Raw genomic sequence first — 16,691 nt, 5'->3', positions numbered from 1 at the left:
TTACATTATGAACATCAAGAGTCAACAGACAAAAAGTTATTTCATATTCATTTTTGTATGTTTATGCAGCCTTTCGGAACTTTCCTCGTTCGCAGCTCAACCTAAAGAATCAGCAACTAGGAACATAGACACTTGGGCTATCACTGCTACCGCATTTAAACTTGCCGGTGAAAAGAAAGTCAGCAACGTAAAGCTGAACTGGATGCAGCGGGAGGACGCCGACCTTTATAAAATCTACCGGGACGGAAACTTGATCGGAGAAGCCAAAGGAAATACTTATGACGATTATGACCTGAGAACAGGCAAAACCTTTACCTACCATGTAGAGGCCTTTAAAGATGGAAAAAAAGTGGCAACAGCCGTTTCCCAGGAAGCTACCACCTTTATTCCCAGTGGTGAGACGAAAGTGTATGATAATCTCAATGGCAAATATCTCACCAAAAAATCTGCCAATAAGCCTCAAGGTATTAAAATAGGAGATCTCTATTTCTCTTATAAGATGGAGAAAGTTGAAAAAGAGGCGGACGGACAAACACTTAATGGATGGAAGGTTTCCGAAAGTTACTCCCCAACAGGACTAAACGGAAGTTGGAGTACACCCAGAGAACTAGCTTTTTATCCCAATGTAAATTTTGAGGGTATCGCTATCCGATATAATAAAAAGACCGGAAAAGTCGTTTTATCTGCACATTATGAAGATCAAAACGGATATGTTGCAGCTAAAATATATCTCGCACAGATTACTCCGAAAGGCAAACTAGAAGTAGGTACGATGGAACGACCATTGGGATATGAGTCCAGAGATCAATCACTTTTCATTGATGACGATAATACAGCATATCTTCTTTCCGCCACCAATATGAATAACGATATAAATATTTATAAATTGGATGCTTCCTGGACCAAACCTATTTCATTAGTCAATACCATTTGTAAGGGGTTACATAGAGAGACTCCCGCAATCATCAAAAAAGATGGAGAATACTATTTTTTCAGTTCTAAAGCTTCCGGATGGTATCCAAGCCAGACCATGTATACTTCTGCAACTGATCTAGGCGGTGAGTGGACACCGATGAGAGAAATTGGCAACAATTCTACTTTTGATGCACAGTTCAATAGAATCAGTATGGTCGGAGAGACTTGTGGAGTATGGAGTTACCATTGGGGAGCACAACGGAAATATAAAACTCCAGCCGGTAATTTTCCCAGAATTTCAATAGCTGCATTCAATAAAGGATATGCCTCAATGGATTATTACAGATATCTGGAATTTAACGACAAATATGGAATCATTCCCGTCCAGAATGGTAAGAATCTAACGCTGAATACTCCGGTTACAGCCGCTGTTCCCGGAGCAAAAGGAGTCACAGCCGATTGCCTTACAGACGGAGCAGCCCTGGAGTCCTCTCCCTATTTCCAAAAAAGCTCAAATGCAGCCACAGGATCTCCTTATATGTTTATCATAGATATGCAGAAGGAAGCTAAGTTTTCAGAAATAAATCTTTCAACAAGATTGGTCAACGGCTCCGAAACTGCCTACAAATATACAATTGAGGGGAGTCGGGATGGAAAAAGCTATAAAATGCTCGTCGATGGCAAATTGAACTGGCAGGTAGGATTTCAAATTCTGAATGTTGAAGATCCTGCATCCTACAGATATTTACGACTTCGCATATATGGGATTGTCAACGTACATCACAATAGCTCTGCCATGTGGGCAGACGGCATTTATGAATTTGCCGCTTACGGGAAACCATTATAAAAGAAAAAGCAAACTCTTTTAAAAAGCAGTTATCTGTATAAATAGATAACTGCTTTTTTATTATGGAAACTATCTAAAAACAACCTCTCAATCAATAAATATTTTCACGTATCCTCTTTCATAGAAAAACAAGTTTTCCCCTATTTTGCCCTCTCGATCCAAATACAAACAAGAGGCTATAATAAAGAAATGCTTATATACATATAAAAAGGATATTAAAAGCTCCCACATTTTATTTTTTCCCTGCAATATTCGCTAGAATCAAAGAAAGTCCCTATCTTTACCCCAAGTAATTTTTATTATTCACCATTAAATGTAAATATTATGGCAAGTAGAAGAGAACTTAAAAAGAACGTAAACTATATCGCAGGAGAATTATTCACCGAGTGCTTAATCAATAGTATGTTTATCCCTGGTACTGACAAGGCTAAAGCTGATGAACTGATGGCTGAAGTTTTAAGAATGCAGGATGAATTTGTCAGCCGCATCAGCCATACAGAGCCGGGCAATGTGAAAGGCTTTTATAAGAAATTCCGAGTAGATTTCAATGCAAAAGTTAACGAGATTATTGAGGCCATCGGGAAATTGAATTAAAGATCAGAATGAAGAAAGCAATTTATAGCTTTATCTATTACCGCCTGCTAGGCTGGAAGACAAACGTTACGGTACCTAATTATGATAAATGCGTGATATGTGCCGCACCACACACAACGAACCTTGATTTATTTATTGGAAAACTGTTTTATGGAGCATTAGGCCGTAAAACAAGTTTCATGATGAAAAAAGAGTGGTTCTTTTTTCCGTTAGGAATTATTTTTAAAGCTGTAGGCGGAATTCCCGTAGACCGTAGTCGGAAAACTTCGTTAGTTGATCAGATGGTTCATCATTTTGCTGAATGCAAAAAGTTTCATCTGGCTATCACACCCGAAGGAACCCGCAAGGCGAACCCGAACTGGAAAAAAGGGTTTTATTACATCGCCCTTAAGGCTCAAGTACCTATCGTTCTGATCGGTATTGACTACAGTACAAAGACCATAACGTCCACTAAAGCAATTATGCCGACGGGAGATCTTAATAAAGATATGCGGGAAATCAAACTGTACTTCAAGGATTTCAAAGGAAAACATCCTGAGAATTTTGCACTTGGAGAACTTTAAGAATAAAGTAATAAGTAATAGGTATTAAGTATTAATCGTAGCTGCTGAAATGCTGCTCCGCATGGTATATTACCTATTACTTATTACTTATTCCTTATTACCTATTACTTATTCCCTATTACTTAAAACAGGCATCATGGATTCGATTCGTATTTCCATAGTACAAACCGATATCGTTTGGGAAAACAAACAAGAAAATCTCCGTTTGCTCCACGAGAAGCTGCAAAGTCTCCGTGGAACAACGGAGATTGTTGTTTTACCGGAGATGTTTTCTACAGGATTCAGTATGCAGAGTGATATGCTGGCGGAAGCAAATTCCGGTGAGACGATTACAGCACTGAAACAATGGGCTTCTTTGTTTCAAGTGGCCATCTGCGGGAGTTATATCACTGTAGACAACGGAAGATATTACAATCGCGCTTTCTTTCTGACGCCGGAAGGAGAAGAATTCTATTATGATAAACGCCATCTGTTTCGCATGGGACGTGAGGCAGAACATTTCTCGGCAGGCGATGAACGTCTGATTATCCCTTACCGTGGCTGGAATATCTGCCTGCTTGTATGCTACGATCTTCGTTTTCCGGTGTGGAGCCGGAACGTAGCCAATCAATATGACCTATTAATATATGTAGCAAATTGGCCTATCCCCCGCCGTCTGGCATGGGATACACTGCTTCGTGCCCGTGCCTTGGAAAATCAGTGTTACGTATGCGGGGTCAACAGAGTAGGTATAGACGGATATCATCTGAAATACAACGGAGGAAGCAAAATCTATTCAGCGCTCGGAGAAGAAGCGGCCTCCGTGCCCGACGAAACGGAGGGCATAGCAACTGCTACGCTTCATCTGACCGCACTTCATCAGTTCAGAGAAAAGTTTCCGGTATGGAAAGATGCAGACGAATTCCAACTCCGCCATTCGTGATAAAACAAATGTTAAAAACGATTTGAAGGTGCAACAATACCTAGAAGTTAGTAGTTAATTATATAGACTTCTTTTGTATCTTTGTCGTGAAAATACAGTCGTAAGGACTCTAATCTTACATAACTTAATTAACAACTTTATGAAAACAAATCTTAGTTCTCAAATCACTCTCCACAGGGTCTCCCCCAGATACTACAGACCGGAGAATGCATTTGAAAAATCAGTCTTGACAAGACTCGAGAAAATACCTACAGACATTTATGAGTCTGTAGAAGAAGGGGCTAACTACATTGCTTGCGAAATAGCACAAACCATCCGCGAAAAACAGAAAGCAGGACGCTTTTGCGTACTAGCACTCCCCGGAGGTAACTCACCCAGTCATGTCTATTCGGAACTGATCCGCATGCATAAGGAAGAAGGACTGAGCTTCCGTAACGTGATCGTATTTAATATGTATGAATACTATCCGTTGACAGCCGATGCTATCAACAGCAACTTCAATGCTTTGAAAGAAATGTTGCTGGATCATGTCGATATTGACAAACAGAATATATTCACTCCCGATGGAACCATCGCCAAAGATACCATCTTTGAATATTGCCGTCTGTACGAACAGCGCATCGAAAGTTTCGGAGGTATTGACATTGCCCTGCTGGGTATCGGTCGTGTAGGTAATATCGCATTCAACGAACCGGGTTCACGTCTGAACTCTACCACACGTCTGATCTTATTGGACAATGCATCGCGCAACGAAGCATCCAAGATTTTCGGAACGATAGAAAATACTCCGATCAGTTCTATCACAATGGGAGTATCTACCATTCTTGGCGCTAAAAAGGTATATTTGCTGGCATGGGGGGAAAATAAGGCAGCAATGATCAAAGAATGTGTGGAAGGTCCGATTAGCGACACTATTCCTGCATCTTATCTGCAAACTCACAACAATGCTCATGTAGCGATCGACCTTTCGGCTTCCATGAACTTAACACGCATCCAACGTCCATGGTTGGTAACATCCTGCGAGTGGAATGATAAACTGATCCGCAGCGCTATCGTATGGCTGTGCCAGTTGACAGGCAAACCGATTCTGAAGCTGACCAACAAGGACTACAACGAAAACGGTCTGAGCGAACTTCTGGCATTGTTTGGTTCTGCTTACAATGTAAATATCAAGATTTTCAATGACTTGCAGCATACCATCACCGGATGGCCGGGCGGCAAACCTAATGCCGATGATACTTATCGCCCTGAACGTGCCAAACCGTATCCGAAACGTGTGGTCATCTTCTCTCCGCATCCGGATGACGACGTTATCTCCATGGGAGGAACCCTCCGCCGCTTGGTAGAACAGAAGCATGAGGTACACGTAGCTTACGAAACTTCCGGTAACATTGCCGTAGGTGATGAGGAAGTGGTTCGTTTCATGCATTTCATCAACGGATTCAATCAGATTTTCAATAACAGCGAAGATTTGGTAATCAGCGAGAAATATGCAGAAATACGCAAATTCCTGAAAGAAAAGAAAGACGGTGATATGGACAGCCGTGACATTCTGACTATCAAAGGTTTGATTCGTCGTGGTGAAGCCCGTACCGCTTCTTCATACAATAATATTCCGTTAGATCGGGTACATTTCCTTGACTTGCCGTTCTATGAAACCGGTAAGATTCAGAAAAATCCGATTAGCGAGGCTGACGTAGAGATCGTACGCAACCTGCTTCGTGAAGTGAAGCCTCATCAGATTTTCGTAGCCGGAGACTTGGCTGACCCGCATGGCACACACCGTGTATGTACGGATGCCGTATTCGCTGCTGTCGATCTTGAAAAAGAAGAAGGAGCCAAATGGTTGAAAGACTGTCGTATCTGGATGTACCGTGGTGCGTGGGCAGAATGGGAAATTGAGAACATCGAAATGGCTGTGCCTATCAGTCCAGAAGAGCTTCGTGCAAAACGTAATTCTATCCTGAAGCATCAGTCACAGATGGAAAGCGCTCCGTTCTTAGGTAATGACGAACGTCTGTTCTGGCAACGTAGCGAAGACCGTAACCGTGGCACAGCAACGTTGTACGATCAGTTAGGACTGGCATCGTATGAGGCAATGGAGGCATTTGTAGAATACATTCCTCTATAAGAAAGAAAATTCTTAATTAATAGAATATAAAACAATCAAAGAAGAGTGGGCAGTTCGATACTTCCCACTCTTTTTTTGTTTATTTTTGCAGGAGATTTTGCCACAGAATGCAATGGACTTACATGAACGCGAGATTCATTTCGTATTCTCCTTCCAAAAGGGGAAATGCCATCAAGGGGAAAGTGGCGGACATAGATAATCATAGGATGCAACCTAAAGAGTGGAACGATGAAAAAAATAATAGTCTTTCTTCTGTGCCTGACAATGGGCACCAGTCTTCTCTTCGCTCAGGACATTGAGAGAAATATAAAAGAGCGGTTAACGGATTACTTTGCCAAATACACAGCGACAGCTAAAATCAGTACACCGAAACTGAACAGTTTCGATATTGATTATGACCGCAGAACCATTCAGATTTATGCTTCGGAAAGCTTCGCCTACCAGCCATTTCTGCCGGAAACGGTAGAAACCATCTACAATCAGATGAAAGAACTGCTCCCCGGTCCGGTAAACTATTATCAGATCACCATTTATGCAGATGGAAAGCCCATTGAAGAATTAGTTCCCAACTTGTACAGAAGCAAGAAAAAGGATAAAGAACGAATGGCGCTGAACACCGAATACAAAGGTGCTCCATGGGTGAAAAACACTTCCCGCCCCAATGAGATATCCCGAGGATTGCAGGACCGGCATATTGCCCTCTGGCAAAGTCACGGTAATTACTATAAGAATGACAAAGGCGAATGGGGATGGCAACGCCCCCGATTATTCTGCACTACAGAAGATATGTTCACTCAATCTTTCATTCTTCCATATGTCATTCCGATGTTGGAAAATGCCGGTGCCATAGTGTATACTCCTCGCGAACGGGATACACAAAAGAATGAAATCATCGTTGACAACGATACTCCGAATGCTTCCCTTTACCTGGAAGCAGGCAGTAAGAAGGCACGCTGGACGACTACTTCCGTGAAAGGATTCGCCCAGAAAAAAGCCATTTACAAAGATGGGGAAAACCCTTTCACTGACGGTACCAGCCGATATATCCAAACAGAAAAGAAGAAAAAAAGGAATAAGGATCAGGCTTTTGCCGAATGGGTACCTACCCTGCCGGCAACCGGAAAATATGCGGTTTATGTTTCATATCAGACACTACCCAATAGCGTGAGCGATGCCAAATACCTCGTCTTTCATAATGGGGGTGTCACAGAATTTAAGGTCAATCAGAAAATAGGCGGCGGTACTTGGGTGTATCTCGGAACTTTTGAGTTTGACAAAGGAAATAATGACTACGGTATGGTTGTACTGAGTAATGAAAGTAGCGAGCATGGCGTAGTGTGTGCAGATGCCGTACGCTTCGGAGGCGGAATGGGTAATATCTCTCGCGGAGGAAAAATAAGCGGACTCCCCCGTTATCTGGAAGGAGCACGATATTCATCCCAGTGGGCCGGTATGCCATACGATGTATATGCCGGGCGTAAAGGAGAAAACGATTATACAGACGATATCAATACACGTTCCAATACAATCAACTATCTGTCGGGAGGCTCTGTCTATAATCCGGGACAAGCGGGTTTAGGTGTACCTTTGGAAATGACTATGGCACTTCATAGTGACGCAGGATGCAGTAAAGACGATGAAATCATCGGTTCGCTCGGCATCTATACCACCGATTTCAATAATGGCAAACTAAATTCGGGAATGGACAGATATGCTTCACGTGATCTTGCGGATATCCTGCTGACTCAAATTCAGAAAGATATTCGTACGAACTACAATCTACCATGGACACGCCGCAGCATGTGGAACCGGAATTACAGTGAGACACGACTTCCTGCTACTCCTTCCACGATTATCGAATTGCTCTCTCATCAGAACTTTGCAGATATGCAGCTCGGTCATAATCCGAATTTCAAGTTTACCGTAGGACGTGCTATCTACAAGGGTATCCTGCAATTTATAAACAGTCAGCATGGCAAAGACTATGTAGTACAACCTCTTCCGGTCAGCAACTTCGCTATCCATTTCGGAAAAAAGAAAAATACACTGGAACTTACCTGGAAAGGGGAAGACGATCCGCTGGAACCGACAGCCCGTCCACGGGAATATATGGTATATACACGCATCGGATACGGAGGATTCGACAACGGAACTCTGGTCAGCAAACCCTATTACAGTGTCAAAGTAGAACCGGGACTTGTCTATTCATTCAAAGTGACAGCCGTAAACCGGGGAGGAGAAAGTTTTCCTTCTGAAATCCTTTCGGCTTATAAGGCAAAACGTGAACGAGAGAGAATCTTGATTATCAATGGATTCGACAGAATCAGCGGTCCGGCTGTCATTAACACACCGGACAAAGCCGGATTTGATCTGGAACAGGATCCGGGAGTACCTTATTTGTCCAATATCTCTTTTTGTGGGGCACAGAGCGGATTCAACCGTTCACAAGCTGGAAAAGAAGGAGAAGGCAGCCTGGGACACAGCGGCAGAGAACTGGAAGGCATGGAGATAGCAGGAAATACGTTTGATTATCCTTTCATTCATGGAAAAGCCATTCAGGCAGCAGGGAGATACAGTTTTGTTTCGTGCAGCGACGAAGCGGTAGAGAATGGAATCGTCACTTTAGAAGATTACCCGATCGTAGACTATATACTCGGACTTGAAAAGGAAGACCCAATAGCCAAAGCATATTACAAAACATTCTCTTCACCGATGCAAAGACTGATTACAAGCTATTGCCAGTCAGGAGGTCATTTGTTCGTCAGCGGTGCGTATGTGGGAAGTGACATGAGCGGAACACAAGGGAACCGGGAGTTTACAGAGAAAGTTTTGAAATACGGTTATCAGAACAGTCTGACAGATAAAAGCTCCGGTCAAATCAATGGATTAGGACGCAGCATCACGATCCCCCGCTTGCCCAATGAGACCAGTTATGCTGTTACGGCACCGGACTGCATCGTTCCGGTAGCTCCCGCATTTCCAGTATTTACTTATGCACGTGGCAATCAGTCGGCAGGCATTGCTTACAAAGGAGCAGACTATCGCACCTTCGTACTCGGCTTTCCTTTCGAAAGCATTCAGTCGGAAACAGATCGCGCCAGCATTATGGCCGGGATACTAGGTTTCTTTACTCAGAAATAAAGTACTCACGGATATAAGATTTATTTTCTGAAAGCCCGGATAAAAATATCCGGGCTTTTTTAATCCGTTTTTCATTTTAAATTCTATCTTTGCTCCTAGTAATAACCCTTAAAACTAAAAAACGATGTATACTATACAAGCAAACCCTAGCGGTACACGCAGCATAGAGGTGTCCAGCGAAAATCTGAAAACAATCGAGAAATACGCCTTATTCCGCCATCTCATCGATAGTACCGGAATTGTAGACGAACCCGTACTGGATAAACTGAAACTAAATATTCGTTCCCTGATTGCCAGTCAGGAAGAGGACAGTAAAGAATTGCTGGATCTTTGCATTGATGTTATTTATCACAATAACATGAAAGCATTCGGCCTGCAACAGCTCATCAAGCTCTATCTCACTTGGCTTTCCACTCAGGATGCGGAAGAGGAGGAAGAATAATGATTACGGTAGATACCTGCGGAACAACAGCTTACAGTCCTTTAATTCCTGCAATCAAAGCTATATGCGAGGCTCCTTTCGGTGAAACGCTCGAAATTATCATGAATCATGCAGATGCTTTCCAGGACTTAAAGGAATATCTTTCCGAGCAAAGCATCGGTTTTCGTGAGATCTATGACGGAGAGCAAATGACATTGCAATTTACAATCAATGAGAAGTTTTAAAAAAACATCTTAATGATTGAAGTTAAACATCCCAATGAATAAAAAAATCATTGGGATGTTTTTTATTATCCGTATCTTTGCGGCATGAAAGAATATCGATTGACCGATTGGTTACCTACCACCAAGAAAGAAGTGGAACTCCGCGGATGGGATGAACTGGATGTCATTCTTTTCAGCGGTGATGCTTACGTAGACCATCCCTCATTTGGCGCTGCCGTCATCGGACGTATCCTCGAAGCGGAAGGTTTGAAAGTTGCGATCATCCCCCAGCCCAACTGGCGTGATGACCTGCGTGACTTCAGAAAGCTGGGTCGTCCCCGATTATTCTTCGGCATCTCTGCCGGAAGTATGGACTCGATGGTTAACAAATACACTGCCAACAAGCGTCTGCGCAGTGAGGATGCGTACACTCCGGACGGCCGTCCGGATATGCGTCCGGAGTATCCTTCCATCGTATACAGTCAGATTCTAAAAAGACTCTATCCGGACGTTCCTGTTATATTAGGAAGTATTGAAGCGAGTTTGCGCCGTCTGAGTCATTATGATTACTGGCAGGATAAAGTTCAGAAAAGTATCTTATGCGATAGTGGTGCAGACTTGCTGATCTATGGTATGGGAGAAAAGCCGATTGTAGAACTAACCCGGAAAATGAAGGAACTGCTTCCTGCGGAGGATGCTTCATTGACAGCCGGTGAACTCAAGAAAATAGCGGGAACTATCCCTCAGACAGCCTATCTCTGCCGTGCGACAGAGTGGACTCCTGCCGCAGACGATATTCAGCTTTACTCACATGAAGAGTGTCTGGCTGACAAAAAGAAACAGGCCAGCAATTTCCGGCACATCGAAGAAGAATCCAATAAATATGCGGCTTCCCGTATCACACAAGAGGTAGATAATAAAGTGGTCGTTGTCAATCCTCCTTATCCTCCGATGAGCCAGGAAGAGCTTGACCATTCGTACGATCTGCCCTATACCCGCCTTCCCCATCCTAAATACAAAGGAAAGCGGATTCCCGCATATGATATGATAAAGTTCTCCGTCAACATCCATCGGGGATGCTTCGGCGGTTGTGCATTCTGCACCATTTCCGCACATCAGGGGAAGTTTATCGTCAGCCGCAGCAAAGAGTCTATCTTGAAGGAAGTAAAGGAGGTGATGCAGTTGCCCGACTTCAAAGGGTATTTAAGTGACCTTGGAGGCCCTTCCGCCAATATGTATCAGATGAAGGGTAAAGATGAAGCAATATGCAAAAAGTGCAAACGCCCGTCATGTATTCATCCCAAAGTGTGCCCGAATCTTAATTCAGACCACCGCCCGTTATTGGACATATACAAAGCGGTAGATGCCATCCCCGGCATAAAAAAATCATTTATCGGCAGTGGAGTGCGCTACGACTTATTGCTCCATCAGAGTAAAGACGCCGCCACCAATCGCAGCACGGCTGAATACACACGCGAGTTGATTGTCAATCATGTGAGCGGACGATTGAAAGTAGCTCCGGAGCATACCAGCGACCGGGTGTTATCCATCATGCGCAAACCTTCATTCGAACAGTTTGAAACTTTCAAAAAAATATTCGACCGTATCAACCGGGAAGAGAATCTACGTCAGCAACTTATACCGTACTTTATCTCTTCACACCCCGGCTGCAAGGAAGAAGACATGGCGGAACTGGCTGTTATCACCAAGCGGCTGGACTTTCATCTGGAGCAAGTACAGGACTTTACCCCTACTCCGATGACTGTAGCCACCGAAGCATGGTACAGTGGATTTCATCCCTATACACTGGAGCCTGTATTCAGTGCCAAAACACAACGGGAGAAACTGGCACAACGACAATTCTTCTTCTGGTATAAGCCGGAAGAACGAAAGAATATTCTGAATGAGTTAAGACGTATCGGCCGACAGGATCTGATAGACAAGTTATACGGAAAGAGAAACAAATGAAACCATTAAGATGGCTTCCCTATTGACTTTGCCTTTTAAATTTCGTATATTTGTGGAAACAAATCAGGAATCAAAAGCATGAAATGTACAAATATAAAGACATAAAGATATAATTTACATGTATGAGAGTGCATTGTAAGGAATAAGAATGGGGTGAAGTCCGCAAGGATTTCACCCCATTTTGTTTAATTAATTCCTCTCGTTTCGAAGAATTTGGCAAAATATAGTTTATAATAAACTTGGGACCCGTTTATAATAAACGTCCTCACTATTTATTATAAACGTGCTGCGGGTTTATGAAGCAACTTGTATAAGAAAGAGAAAACAAAAATCACAGATGACAGAAGAAAAGCATCAGACGCAAATATATTCACACATTTACAAAGAATAATATACTTTTACTAATGCCTTCCTGTTCTCTTTCCAATCATGATAAATAAATCATGGGGCAACCTTTTCAGAAAGAGGAGCCGAATTAAAATTTATATCCTTTGTCGGAGTGATGGTATTGGTAGCTAACTCATAAATGAAATACATGGAAAGAGCTGTAGAATATACAGCGAACTTAGTACTACCGGTTTTGTTGTAATATAATCTAAATGTACAAATATCAGTAGCTGAAATGAATGGTTCATATTTCAAATGCGAGTGAACAGGAAAAGCAATCATCGGCATTTGTTCTGTAGCTTCCACCGGAATAAGTCTGGAATGAAATTTCTTCCACGATTGAATTTCTCCTTCTTTATTAGCAATAAATAAGTAATCATTGCCGAAAGGTATGGCACGCCCTTTAGATACTCCTGAAATAGCATAGAATTTATATCCATCTGCAAATGGTATGAGATCCCAATTCAGAGGATAATTATCGTAGCGATAAATTGGATATTTTTCATGGTCAGCAAGTTCACTCCGTATCTTTTCTTTTATCTTAGCCAAAAGTATTTCCTGTTCTGTTAAGTTCCTGCGGGTAGTTACTTCCGAACATGGAGCTGATTCATTAAGAAAAGTTGCCTCATAGATACAATAAGACTGCTTATCAATAGCAACACATTTAATAGAATCGCCCTGGTGGTAAGTCAGAATATTCTGAATTGTTTCAATTAACCCCGGTTTGGCAAAGATCATATCAGTGAAATTCCAGGCAGCCGTTTCATATCTGTACAAAGTATTAGCTTCTTCTACAATAGAATCACATTTCTGTTTGAGTTCAGCTTCCGTATAACTCTCTTGCGAATACACCGTCAACCACGATGATAATAGGACGATCAATGTCAGCATGTTTTTCATATTCATTCTTTTTTAGATTTTAAATGGCTCTTACCTGTTCTTATCTGTGTCTTTAGATCAAAGATAAGCATTTTTGAATATAAAAAACAAACATTGCTCTTATTATTTATCAATTAATGATCATCCTGTTCTTTTACCGGCAACGCTACAATCTCCTGCAACACACTAACGGCAGTTTCCACATTAGTCACATCCTTTATCAGCATACTCCGTCGGCCGTTCTGCTCACGCAGGTCACAGCGACGGGTATATTTCATCATGTAATCTATCATTTTGCCAAACGCCTGACTCTGATAGAACGGACTATCCGCATTGGAGACAAAGAATAGCGTCATACGTCCGCCCTTCAAGAAGACTTTCTCCACTCCCAGTCGCGCCGCCAAGCGACGGAGGGGAACGATGCGAAGTAATTCCTGCGTTTCCGGCGGAACAGGTCCGAAGCGGTCTTCCAAGCGGAAACGGAAGGCATCCACGTCTTTATCCAACGTCAGTCCGTCCAGTTCGCGGTAAAGCAACATACGCTCGCTGCTGCCCGTCACATAGGTGGCCGGCAACAGAAGTTCAAGATCGCTTTCTATCTGACATTCGTCTACAAATTCTTCTCCACTGATCTGACCTTCTCCCTTTATTTCATCTGCATACAATTCTGCAAACTCATCATTCCTCAGTTCATGAACTGCTTCGGCAAGGATTTTCTGATACGTTTCGTACCCCAGATCGGCAATGAAGCCACTCTGCTCTGCTCCGAGCAGGTTTCCGGCTCCACGTATATCCAAATCCTGCATAGCGATATGGATGCCACTCCCCAAATCACTGAAGTTCTCAATCGCCTGCAAGCGTCGTTTTCCTTCTGCCGTCAGACTGCTCAACGGAGGTGCCAGCAGATAGCAGAAAGCCTTTTTGTTACTGCGCCCTACCCGTCCACGCATCTGATGGAGGTCACTCAGACCAAAGTTCTGCGCTTGGTTGATGATGATCGTATTGGCATTCGGAATATCGATACCGCTCTCTATGATAGTAGTCGCCAAAAGCACATCATAGTCATAATTGACAAAGTCAAAAATGATCTGTTCCAGCTGTGTGGGTTCCATCTGTCCATGCCCGATGGCAACACGGCAATCGGGAATATGACGTTCGATCATCGCTTTCAGTTCCGGAAGGTTCGCAATCCGGTTGTTGACAAAGAAAACCTGACCGTTGCGGCTCATCTCAAAATTAATCGCGTCCGTAATCACTTCCTCATTGAAGGTATGTACTTCTGTCTGAATCGGATAGCGGTTAGGCGGGGGCGTAGAGATTACACTCAGGTCGCGGGCTCCCATCAGCGAGAACTGAAGCGTACGCGGAATCGGTGTGGCAGTCATGGTCAATGTATCCACATTCACCTTTAGCTGTCGCAGCTTCTCCTTCACAGAGACTCCGAATTTCTGCTCTTCATCAATGATCAGCAAGCCTAAATCTTTAAACTGAACATCTTTTCCTAAAATACGGTGGGTGCCGATAAGAATACTGACTTCTCCTTCCCTCAGTCCTTTCAATACGGCTTTGGACTGAGCTGCCGTACGGGCACGGCTCAAATATTCCACCCGGCAGGGCAGATCCTTCAAACGTTCGCGGAATGTCTGGAAATGCTGATAGGCAAGGACGGTCGTCGGCACAAGGACCGCCACCTGTTTATTATCGGCTACGGCTTTAAACGCTGCACGGATCGCTACTTCTGTCTTTCCAAAACCCACATCTCCGCACACCAAGCGATCCATCGGACGGTCGCTTTCCATATCGGCCTTCACCTCCATCGTTGCCTTACTTTGGTCCGGCGTATCTTCATAGATAAAGGAGGCTTCCAGTTCACGCTGCAAGAAGCTGTCGGGGCTGTAAGAGAAACCCTTTTCCTGACGGCGCTGCGAATATAGTTTAATGAGGTCGCGGGCAATATCTTTAATTTTCGCCTTCGTACGGTCTTTCAGTTTCTCCCAGGCACCGGTACCCAGTTTGTTCAGTCGCGGAGCTTCTCCGTCCTTACCTTTATATTTGGAAACTTTATGAAGGGAATGAATGGAAACGAACACGACATCCTCATTCTGAAAGACAAGTTTCAGCACTTCCTGCGTAGTATCTCCATTCGGAATACGTACCAAACCGGAGAAACGGCCGATACCATGATCCGTGTGAACCACATAATCTCCCGGAGTAAACTGATTCAATTCTTTGAGGGACAGAGCGACCTTACCCGAACGGGCCTTGTCACTTTTCAAGTTGTACTTATGGAAACGGTCGAACAGCTGATGATCCGTAAAAATACACAGATGCAGCGTATGATCCACAAAGCCTTCATGTATCGTACGTACTACAGGAGTAAACTGAATCTTATCTCCCCGGTCTTCAAAAATGGCTCTGATACGGTCAGTCTGCTTGGTACTGTCGCTACAGATATAAAGTGAATATCCCTGTTCAAGGTAGTCCTTGAAAGAACCGGCCACCAGATCAAAGTTCTTATGAAAAATAGGTTGTACGGAAGTATGGAAAGAGATCTTTGCATCCGGCGTACCAGTCGGCTTATTTCCAAATTCCATCCGGCGGAAATCAAGGGCACGTACCGTAAATTCACTGCCGTCAATCAGCTTGCCTTCCAGCGTGATACCTCCATTTTCTTCGGCTTCCTGCACGGCAATAGCCTGCGGCGTCAAAGCCTCATCGTGCACTACCTGGATACGCTCGCGCAACCAAAGGAAGTCACGCATCGCCAAAACGGTTTCTTTAGGAATGAAATCAAGAAAAGAAGTTGTCACATCTCCCGTCACTGCCAGGTCAGGGACTATAGCCACTCCCTGTTTCCTCTCACGGGACAACTGCGACTCTACTTCAAATGTACGGATACTCTCTACTTCGTCACCGAAAAAGTCAATACGATAAGGATATTCCGAAGCAAACGAAAAGACATCAATGATACTACCCCGAACGGCATATTGTCCCGGCTCGTACACATAATCCACATATTCGAAACCGTAGCTATGCAGCACGTCTGTGATAAAAGTAGTGTCCAGCTTCTCTCCCACATTCAGTTTCAAGGTCTTATCGCTCAATTCCTTGCGGGATACCACTTTCTCTGCCAGCGCATCCGGATAGGTAACGATGCACAAACCTTCTTCTCCTTTCTGCAACCGGCTCAGTACTTCTGTACGCAGAATCTCGTTGGCCGCATCCTTTTGTCCGTACTTGATGGAACGGCGGAATGAAGACGGGAAGAAAAACACTTTCTCTGTTCCCAGCACTTGTGTCAGGTCATGATAAAAATAGCCCGCCTCTTCCAGATCGCCCAGTACAAAGACAAACGGACACACATCTTGTTTCACCAATACAGAAGAGAAAAGAGAAGCGGAAGAAGCACATAAGCCCCCGCAAAAAATAGTTTGAACGGACGCATCCTTCAGCAGTCGTTCCATGACTGCCGTATTAGGATGAGCGGCATATTGTTGTTGCAACTCAGTTATTGTCATAGCTATAAAATTTCACCGCAAAAGTACGAAAAAAGAACCGGGATTGATATAGTCACACCGAAGTTTTCTTCTGCAAGATTGTTTCATGCCTTGAAACCAATAGTTTCACACCGGGGAACAAATGCCAACACGTTAAATTATCCTTAGTCCCTTTATAACTAAAGGAAAAGCACTACATTTG

Annotated in this window: 11 protein-coding genes; 9 read left to right on the top strand and 2 right to left on the bottom strand. The window is 43.5% G+C overall.

Annotated features, from left to right (window positions below):
- The first annotated feature begins 7 nt into the window (after positions 1-7).
- The 9 genes from ACHLI0_RS22855 to ACHLI0_RS22815 all read left to right on the top strand — a co-directional run bounded on the left by ACHLI0_RS22855 (position 8) and on the right by ACHLI0_RS22815 (position 11,726).
- Complete coding sequence (locus ACHLI0_RS22855; protein WP_490750102.1) at positions 8-1,762, top strand: family 43 glycosylhydrolase; 1,755 nt, start codon at positions 8-10, stop codon at positions 1,760-1,762.
- A gap of 324 nt (positions 1,763-2,086) precedes the next feature.
- The gene (locus tag ACHLI0_RS22850; protein WP_008766192.1) at positions 2,087-2,356 is read left to right on the top strand and encodes a hypothetical protein; all 270 of its coding nucleotides are present in this window, start codon (positions 2,087-2,089) and stop codon (positions 2,354-2,356) included.
- Between the two features lie 8 nt (positions 2,357-2,364).
- A complete protein-coding gene (locus ACHLI0_RS22845) occupies positions 2,365-2,919 on the top strand; it encodes a 1-acyl-sn-glycerol-3-phosphate acyltransferase (protein WP_008760558.1) in 555 nt (184 codons plus the stop codon).
- Positions 2,920-3,055: 136 nt separating this feature from the next.
- Positions 3,056-3,841 (top strand): amidohydrolase, encoded by a 786-nt coding sequence (locus tag ACHLI0_RS22840; RefSeq protein ID WP_130042227.1) that lies wholly within the window; start codon positions 3,056-3,058, stop codon positions 3,839-3,841.
- Between the two features lie 139 nt (positions 3,842-3,980).
- Positions 3,981-5,972: a glucosamine-6-phosphate deaminase gene (locus tag ACHLI0_RS22835; protein WP_055217359.1), complete on the top strand. Its 1,992-nt coding sequence runs from the start codon at positions 3,981-3,983 to the stop codon at positions 5,970-5,972.
- A 228-nt stretch (positions 5,973-6,200) separates the two neighbouring features.
- Complete coding sequence (locus ACHLI0_RS22830; protein ID WP_490750101.1) at positions 6,201-9,113, top strand: golvesin C-terminal-like domain-containing protein; 2,913 nt, start codon at positions 6,201-6,203, stop codon at positions 9,111-9,113.
- Positions 9,114-9,237: 124 nt separating this feature from the next.
- Positions 9,238-9,555 (top strand): DUF8442 family protein, encoded by a 318-nt coding sequence (locus tag ACHLI0_RS22825; RefSeq protein WP_008760554.1) that lies wholly within the window; start codon positions 9,238-9,240, stop codon positions 9,553-9,555.
- On the top strand, positions 9,555-9,779 hold the full coding sequence (locus ACHLI0_RS22820) for a sulfurtransferase TusA family protein (protein ID WP_008760553.1): 225 nt from the start codon (positions 9,555-9,557) through the stop codon (positions 9,777-9,779). Before ACHLI0_RS22825 ends, ACHLI0_RS22820 begins: the two co-directional genes overlap by 1 nt.
- Before the next feature lie 84 nt (positions 9,780-9,863).
- Positions 9,864-11,726, top strand: a complete 1,863-nt coding sequence (locus tag ACHLI0_RS22815) for a YgiQ family radical SAM protein (protein WP_008760552.1) — start codon at positions 9,864-9,866, stop codon at positions 11,724-11,726.
- Positions 11,727-12,167: 441 nt separating this feature from the next.
- Here ACHLI0_RS22815 and ACHLI0_RS22810 read toward each other — a convergent pair whose 3' ends face one another.
- Both ACHLI0_RS22810 and mfd read right to left on the bottom strand, forming a co-directional pair.
- The gene (locus ACHLI0_RS22810) at positions 12,168-13,019 is read right to left on the bottom strand and encodes a hypothetical protein (protein ID WP_224200325.1); all 852 of its coding nucleotides are present in this window, start codon (positions 13,017-13,019) and stop codon (positions 12,168-12,170) included.
- A 107-nt stretch (positions 13,020-13,126) separates the two neighbouring features.
- The gene (gene mfd / locus ACHLI0_RS22805; protein WP_490750100.1) at positions 13,127-16,510 is read right to left on the bottom strand and encodes a transcription-repair coupling factor; all 3,384 of its coding nucleotides are present in this window, start codon (positions 16,508-16,510) and stop codon (positions 13,127-13,129) included.
- Positions 16,511-16,691 lie beyond the last annotated feature (181 nt).

Source organism: Bacteroides sp. RCH18, from assembly GCF_058231005.1.
This window is presented reverse-complemented; position numbering and strand designations above follow the sequence as displayed.